This window comes from Limnovirga soli (assembly GCF_013106755.1).
In the GTDB taxonomy this organism is placed as follows: domain Bacteria; phylum Bacteroidota; class Bacteroidia; order Chitinophagales; family Chitinophagaceae; genus Limnovirga; species Limnovirga soli.
On sequence record NZ_WHPF01000018.1, the window covers coordinates 84,441 to 91,732 of the forward strand.

5 protein-coding genes are annotated in these 7,292 nt (G+C 31.9%); all 5 read left to right on the forward strand.

Annotated elements, in window-relative coordinates:
* The first annotated feature begins 158 nt into the window (after positions 1 to 158).
* The 5 genes from GD597_RS20090 to GD597_RS20110 all read left to right on the forward strand — a co-directional run bounded on the left by GD597_RS20090 (position 159) and on the right by GD597_RS20110 (position 6,993).
* Positions 159 to 1,793, forward strand: coding sequence for a hypothetical protein (locus GD597_RS20090; RefSeq protein WP_171609703.1), 1,635 nt, complete (start codon positions 159 to 161; stop codon positions 1,791 to 1,793).
* 268 nt (positions 1,794 to 2,061) lie between these two features.
* Positions 2,062 to 2,496 (forward strand): hypothetical protein, encoded by a 435-nt coding sequence (locus tag GD597_RS20095; RefSeq protein WP_171609704.1) that lies wholly within the window; start codon positions 2,062 to 2,064, stop codon positions 2,494 to 2,496.
* A gap of 2 nt (positions 2,497 to 2,498) precedes the next feature.
* Positions 2,499 to 3,713 (forward strand): hypothetical protein, encoded by a 1,215-nt coding sequence (locus GD597_RS20100; protein WP_171609705.1) that lies wholly within the window; start codon positions 2,499 to 2,501, stop codon positions 3,711 to 3,713.
* 150 nt (positions 3,714 to 3,863) lie between these two features.
* The gene (locus tag GD597_RS20105) at positions 3,864 to 4,448 is read left to right on the forward strand and encodes a P-loop NTPase fold protein (RefSeq protein WP_171609706.1); all 585 of its coding nucleotides are present in this window, start codon (positions 3,864 to 3,866) and stop codon (positions 4,446 to 4,448) included.
* Between the two features lie 49 nt (positions 4,449 to 4,497).
* Positions 4,498 to 6,993, forward strand: coding sequence for a P-loop NTPase fold protein (locus GD597_RS20110; RefSeq protein ID WP_171609707.1), 2,496 nt, complete (start codon positions 4,498 to 4,500; stop codon positions 6,991 to 6,993).
* Positions 6,994 to 7,292 lie beyond the last annotated feature (299 nt).

Genomic DNA, 7,292 nt, shown 5'->3' on the forward strand with positions numbered 1-7,292 from the left:
TGGGCAGCGGTTCCGGGCTGGACGAACAATGAATTCCACATATGCAGCAATACCTGTTCGTTGGCCTCAAACTGACTTTTCATAAATATCAATTAAATAATTTATTCATTTATACACTTGTTGTAAAACTTTAATTAATAATAACTAAATTTAAAAATATGGCATCTTACAATTACCACCCTAAAACAACGGCAAAACTTGGCTTTCCAATAGACTCTAGAAGACCATTCGAGGATAAATCAACAAACGGCTATTTAGAATGGAAGTCATTTTCGACAGATAATAAGAATATTGGTGCTGAAGTAGAGTTTCAAATTGAAGAAGTCACAACAAGGGAAGAATTATACAAAAAATTATCTCTTGATATAAAGGTTGAAGCAAAATTTGGTTTAACAAATGCAAGTGCTTCGCTGGACTGGGAAAAGGAAGTTCATTTTAATGAAAAAAATATAATTTATGTTTTCAATGCAAAGAAATTATATATCCCAGAAAATGTAAATGGTGTTTTAGAATTTTCTGATAAAGGAAAGCAATTTTGGAAGACATCAACTAAGAACAAAACAATAATTGAATTTCAAAGAGTTGTTGGTAATGAAGTTGTTACAAGTTTACAGCGGGGAAACAATGTAACACTTATCTATTCATTCAATTGTATATCAGTTGAACAAAAAGAAAGTGTGAGAGCTAAGCTCGAAGTCAGTTGGACAACTGGTAATGTTAATATAGACTTTGAAAGTGAATATAAACAAAAAAATGAATCACTTACGATAGGTGTTTATGGCTATCAGTCTGGTATAGGAACTACGAAACTTGAGCCTAAATTATCTGAAATTATTGATACTGAGCCAGGAAATATGCCTGTTATTAAGGAGAAAATTAAAGATATTCTTGGAAATATTTCAGCAGAAAATAGAGAAAGTTCTCCAATAATGGTCTATAATACAAGACAAATTTCTGATATTTTCGAAATTTCAAACAGTAAATTTTATTCTGAGTTCATTGATGCAATAGAGCTTAATAGTGTTATAGATGAATCATGTATTAAATTAAGCAATTTGGCATTCGAGAATTTGGTAAATCATGAGGAATTATCTGAATTAAATAAAGTGTGGAACAGGGCCGACTTTAAGGAAAATTCCAAAGAAATCATTCAGCAAAAATTAATGGAGTTAGAAGCCCAAAGAAATTTAATTTTAAAACAATTCAAACTATGTATAAATGCAAAAACGGAAAATGATTGTGTTATAAAAATAAATACAGTTTCAGTTTTGAATTATTCTGATGTAGTTGTTTTGCCTTTTATTCTTCCATTGACATGGAGTAATAACACTAAAGCGGATCAAGAAAAGCATGATTCCGATTTTGGCACATTCACAACGACTTTCTATCCAACAGTACACATAAAGTTTCCAAAGGCAATAAACTCATTTTATATGATTAAGAATGGGGTCAGGATAAATTTCTTTAATAAAGAAACGGTCTTACAAATACAAAAAAATAATGGTTCATTCGATGGTATTTGGGAGACAAAGCAAGTGGATTTTCACGTCGAAGTTTGGGCATGGCATTCCGTTAATGTTGAGCAAACAAGACAAAATAAGAACATAGAACATATTGCAAGGGAGTTGCAAAATGAATATAAACTTGAAATAATAATGGACGATGGTACTACGCATGAAGTTAATATTGGTAATGCTGGCAAACCGATTTCTTTACCCAAGGAATATTTTAGTAACGTACCTCAAACTATCTTGGACAGCCAATTTAGTGGTAATAATTTAAAACTTGTGTAAGTTTTTAACGGTTGGAAATTTTTAGAAAAGCACGAACCGCCAACAAAAGTATTGCTGGAATTGGGGCCGGACGGAAGAACAATCAGCAGTAGTGGATATCCACGCTTTAGCTTCAGCGTACGGAATTTTACCGGTCATTAGTTCTTAACTTCGGCTTTTAGTTATTTATTTAGCTTCAGTTCCGGGCCTACAGTTGGTCTATTCCCCAACTGCAGCAATACCTTTTTCGTTGTGCGATATTATTCACCAGTTACTAAAACCTTAACATATGGGACGGCTATTTTACGAAAAGCAGCTTGACTTAACTCAACCAAAAGCATTTGCTGGGGAGGGACAAAACTTCAACGATTACCTCAATAAAGTTGCAAGGTTAATACCAAGCGAAATAATTGGAGGTTATTTAACCATGATAGGATTTGTAGGTTCTGTAAAAAACATACACGCTCAAAATATCACAGCTTGGGTTGTTTTTGCATTAGGACTCATATTGACTCCTTTCTATCTTAACAATGTTGCTGAAGCTGACAAGCCTAAAAGAAACCATTTAATTCTTTCGACAATTGCTTTTTTAGTTTGGGCTTACGTTACAACAGGTAAACAATTGTTAGCAACGATTTCACCAAACATTTTCGACCAAGCAATAGCCTCAATTGTACTTGTTGCATTTAGCTTAATTAGTGCTGTTACACCATTAAACAAATAGCTATGCAATTCTTTTTAGACTTTATACGAGAAAATGAAAGGATTAAAAGGCTTTTCAATATTGTTGCTGAAACGCCAGGACACCAAGGAACGGTTATACGTTTTTCTAATAATTTCTTTTCAATTTATGAAATTCACAAACGTTATCCATCCGATATTTTCAAAGATATTATTTATAGATTTTTCGATTTCCATAGGCACTTCTTCAGAGAACTTCCTGATGGAATTTTTTTTCAATTTCCTTTTCAAAGTGATTCGGAATATACAATACCGAACATTAGTACCTTCCGTGATTTTGAAAGATTTAAAGAATCCCTTCCATTAATGTTTAAGGAATTTAATTTTAGACCCTTAGAAGTTATTATAAGCGTTTTTAATGATGCAAAAATTGAATTATTTGAAGAAATTATTTATCAATTTAGAGATGATGAAAACTTTAGAGTTCTAATTGAACGAAGAGGGAGAAACATATTTTTGAATTCTCAAAAGGTACATAATCCTTTAGTTGGTGGTGTGAGCATTAGTTCAAATAATGAAAAATCTTTTGGAACATTGGGAGGATTCCTAAACGATAAAAATGGTAATGTTTATGGACTAACTTGTGCTCATGTGGTATCATCAAACAATCAATCAGTTTTTCAACCTGCAAAATATGATTCGTCAAAAAGCAGAGAGATTGGAAAGGTACTATTTTCCAGTGATTTGAATTTTTGCCCCTTCCAATCACCATGTAGTCCTGAAAGTAGTATAGGAAATATGGACGTTACTTTAATACAAATAGATAATTCGGAAAATTGTGAATTCAGAATACACGAATTAGGTAAAATAAATAAACTAAAAGAGTTTAAGGACATAAACCAAGGAATGAAAGTTGAGTTTAATGGTCGGACTACAAACGAAAGAAAGCAACTAATAATTGGAGGCTTATGCGTTTCATACAAGATTGCGTATGAGCAGGATTCAATTTCACAATATGCTTGTTTCACTAATTTAATTGAGTTAAGAAGTATTCCATTTAAAATTTTAGGGACAGAGCAATATGCGAATGCTTTGCCTGTAAGAGCTGGGGATTCAGGTGCATGGATATGTTCAAATGATTCAGAAGGTTATTCGTGGTGTGGTATGCTTATTAGCGGTGACGTTGACAGAGGTTACTTCTTATCATCGGAGCATATTATAAAATGGCTTGACAAATCGGGCTACAGCTTCGACTTATAACATTGAACATGGGGTTTTGCACTACTGGGGCTGACGGAATTATATTTCCCCAACAACGCCAAGCTTTTTCGTTACCTGCAACCATTTTCGATCTCAGAAACCTTAAACTAAATTTAACTTTACTCAGCACACTTTTTTAAATAATCATTTATGGCAGCAACAAATGACTACCCTCAGTTTATAAATAATTCCCCATGTGGTGAAGATTTATTTGAAGGCAAAGCACAACAAAAAATTGCCTCAAATATTTGTAACATAATTAAAACAGAAAAGAATTGCAATATCATTGGTATAGATGGAGGTTGGGGTTCAGGTAAATCAAACTTAGTTAAACAAGTTGAAAATATTCTAACTCCCGAAGGCTATCATTTCTTTATTTACGATTCTTGGGGGCATCAAGAAGACTTGCAAAGAAGGTCATTTTTGGAAGAGCTAACAGAAAACTTGACACAGGAACATTTAGTTAAAGATGTTTGGGAATTAAAACTAAAAAAACTTCTATCAAAGACAAAAGAAACAGAAAGTAAAAGAGTTCCAAAAATGAGCATTGGAATAATTGTAATTGCATTGTCAATTTTAATTACTCCAGTTTTTAAATCATTGGCAGACAAAATCACAAATTATTATTGGAGTTTATTGGTTTTATCAATACCATTACTCTCAGTTGCAGGACTATTTATTTATTACTTCTTTCAAGTGAAACATGGAAGCATAAAGCAAAAATTCTTTTACTAGATTATTTCTAGAATATCAAAACAAAGTTGAAGAAGAAACTAAGTATGAGATGATTTCTGAAGATGAGCCTTCAGTTAGAAAATTTAGGATTTGGATGTCGGATATATCAAAAGATCTTTCTGGTAAAAATTTAATTCTTGTTTTTGATAACATGGATAGACTTCCTCAAAAGAAGGTTCAAGAACTATGGTCTTCAATTCATGTTTTCTTTTGTGAAAATTCTTATGTTAATATTAAAGTAATTGTTCCCTTTGACAGAGAGCATATCAAATTAGCTTTTAAATCTGAGGACAGTGATAAAAAACAATATGGAGATGACTTTATAAATAAAACATTTAATGTCGTCTACAGAGTTTCCCCGCCTATTCTTTCAGACTGGAAAAATTATTTTACAACACAATGGAAAGTTGCTTTTGGCGAAGATGATTCACTAAGCAATAACAATAACATTTTGCAAATTTTCGATTTGCTGAGTGAAGAAATTACACCACGAAAAATAATAGCATTTATTAATGAATTTGTTTCTATTAAGCTTACTACAAAAGATTCAGTTCCTATTAACTATATCGCATTATTCATTTTAGGCAAAAATTCAATTGTAAAAAATCCTATTGATGAAATTATAAAACCCAGTTTCTTAAAGGGCCTATCATTCTTATACGAAACCGATGAAGAAATGCCAAAATTTATTGCTGCACTTTTTTATCAGGTTGAGCCTGAAAAAGCAATCCAGATTGTATTTACTGACAGAATAAAACGTGCATTGAATAATAATGATGTAGATGTATTAAAAAAAATAAGTTCAATTCCAGAATTCTATTATGTTCTTGAAAATGCAATTACAGATGTTACAAATTATGAGAATGCAATATTAGCTTTGAATGATTTAAAGGATGAACAAATAGGATATAAATATCAGACCGATATTATTTGGAATTGCTTGTATAAAAAAATAGAACCACGTAAGAAATCTCAAATAAGCGAATTTCAAATTATTTTACTTTCAAAAATTTCAAATCAAGAAGAGTATCTCAAAATAATATTGAATGAACTTGTTGCAGACTCTGATTTTTCTGCTATAAATTATTTTGATAGCATCAATTCGATAGATAATAAATTTAAAGATTCAATAAAAGTCTTTTCAGAACTAAATACTAAGCAAACATCAATTCGGGATTTTATACCTTTTATTGACAAGGCCAAATCAGGATATGCCAAGTATAAAATCAAAACTAACCAGAAGGAACTTAACGACTACTTGATTGCTTTGGAAATTCCGAAACTTAAAGAAATTGAGTATATCCCCTATCTAATAAATGAATATACATTTGCCTCCTTTACAAAAAGACTTGAAGAGTTGATTCAAGCAAATGCCCCTAATAATGACAAAGAAGTAATGGGCATTTTGTATACCAGATATAAAGAGGTGAGTAAGGAAAAGCCGCTTAAGGAAATACTTGATGACTCATATATTTACACTTTATTCAATAATTCTACTGCCGAAGAGGAATTTTATTACGATTTGATTGCAATGAGAATTGCAAAATTAGAAGCCTTTCATCCGTCATATGCAAGTTCTTTTGACGACATTTTACAAAGTAAAAATGAAGACTTAGTTGAAAATATTTCCAATAGGTTAGAGTATTATTTAAACTATGGCAATATTTTACTAGGCCTTAAAACTTTTGGCACTCATCCACTTTTTAAGGAGGTTGCAAAAAGCCTTACAATTCAATCAGTAGGTACTTCTAGGGCAGTAATTGAAAAATTGGTTTCAAATTTTAGGGAAATATGTGAGTTTGGAGAGATTGAGCCTAAAATACTATTGAAAAGATTAAATGCTTGGCAATCGTTCTTTATAAAGGGTATCACAAGGGATAATATAAAGAAGACTGCTTCTCCATTCTTTTTTGAACACTCTATAAATGAAGATTTTTCTATCTGTACACATTGCATAGAAACTGTAATAGAAAACTTCAATGCATTAACTGAAGACGATTGGAAAGAGGCTTTTAAAGACTTGAGTTCATACGAAATTGAAGTGAGCTTAATTATAAATTATAAATATTCTACGAATTCATTTGAAGCAATAAAAGATGTTTTAAAAGAAATAGCAGTAGCTAATTTACCTATTCCTGATAAGGCCGTAATTGGGAAGTTAATTAATAAATTAGAAGAACAAGGTAGAAGCTTAAAAGGAGCATTCAATACCGTTCGTGATTCCGTTTGTATGGCGAACTGCATGACAGTTCCTCTTTTTAATTTTTTTGGAGATTGGTTATTTAAGTATGCTGACTTAGAAAATAATCAATCATCTCTTCGAACTATATTTACATCCGACGTTATTCGTGATAATGAATGTTTTCAAATCTTATTAAATAATCAAGAGAAAATGCCTGCCATTATCAGTTCAGCCAATGAAGAAGCGCAAGACTTCAAAGAAATAATAAAAGATAAATTATCTAGCGACACATCCGGAAATGTAGTTGCATTTGCAAAATCAATTGGAGTTCAAATTGACATAACAGAGTCCTCTGACACGTAACAATATGGCTGAACTAAAATGGGGTTTATTGCTATGCTGGCTGACAATTATATCCTTATCTTTTTATCGCTATCAGCTGTGGTTTGGGCTGTACGAATAAATCTCAACAAAAGAATATAACTTCAACTTCAGTTTTTCAATAGGCTTAAGTTGTCGGCTGACGGAACACAGTATACTAGCACAGCATAAAGCCCTGCTCTTTAGGTCCCACCCTATTGAACATGCTACACATAAGTAAGCATCCAGTTCTTTGCCCACACTACCCAACACACCAATTCAGGCATATTTGCAATAAAGTC

Bases quoted from the DNA above. Each gene is read 5' to 3' on its own strand.
- GD597_RS20090 (WP_171609703.1), top strand. From the start codon at position 159: ATGGCATCTTACAATTACCACCCTAAAACAACGGCAAAACTTGGCTTT.
- GD597_RS20100 (WP_171609705.1), top strand. From the start codon at position 2,499: ATGCAATTCTTTTTAGACTTTATACGAGAAAATGAAAGGATTAAAAGG.
- GD597_RS20095 (WP_171609704.1), top strand. From the start codon at position 2,062: ATGGGACGGCTATTTTACGAAAAGCAGCTTGACTTAACTCAACCAAAA.
- GD597_RS20110 (WP_171609707.1), top strand. From the start codon at position 4,498: ATGATTTCTGAAGATGAGCCTTCAGTTAGAAAATTTAGGATTTGGATG.
- GD597_RS20105 (WP_171609706.1), top strand. From the start codon at position 3,864: ATGGCAGCAACAAATGACTACCCTCAGTTTATAAATAATTCCCCATGT.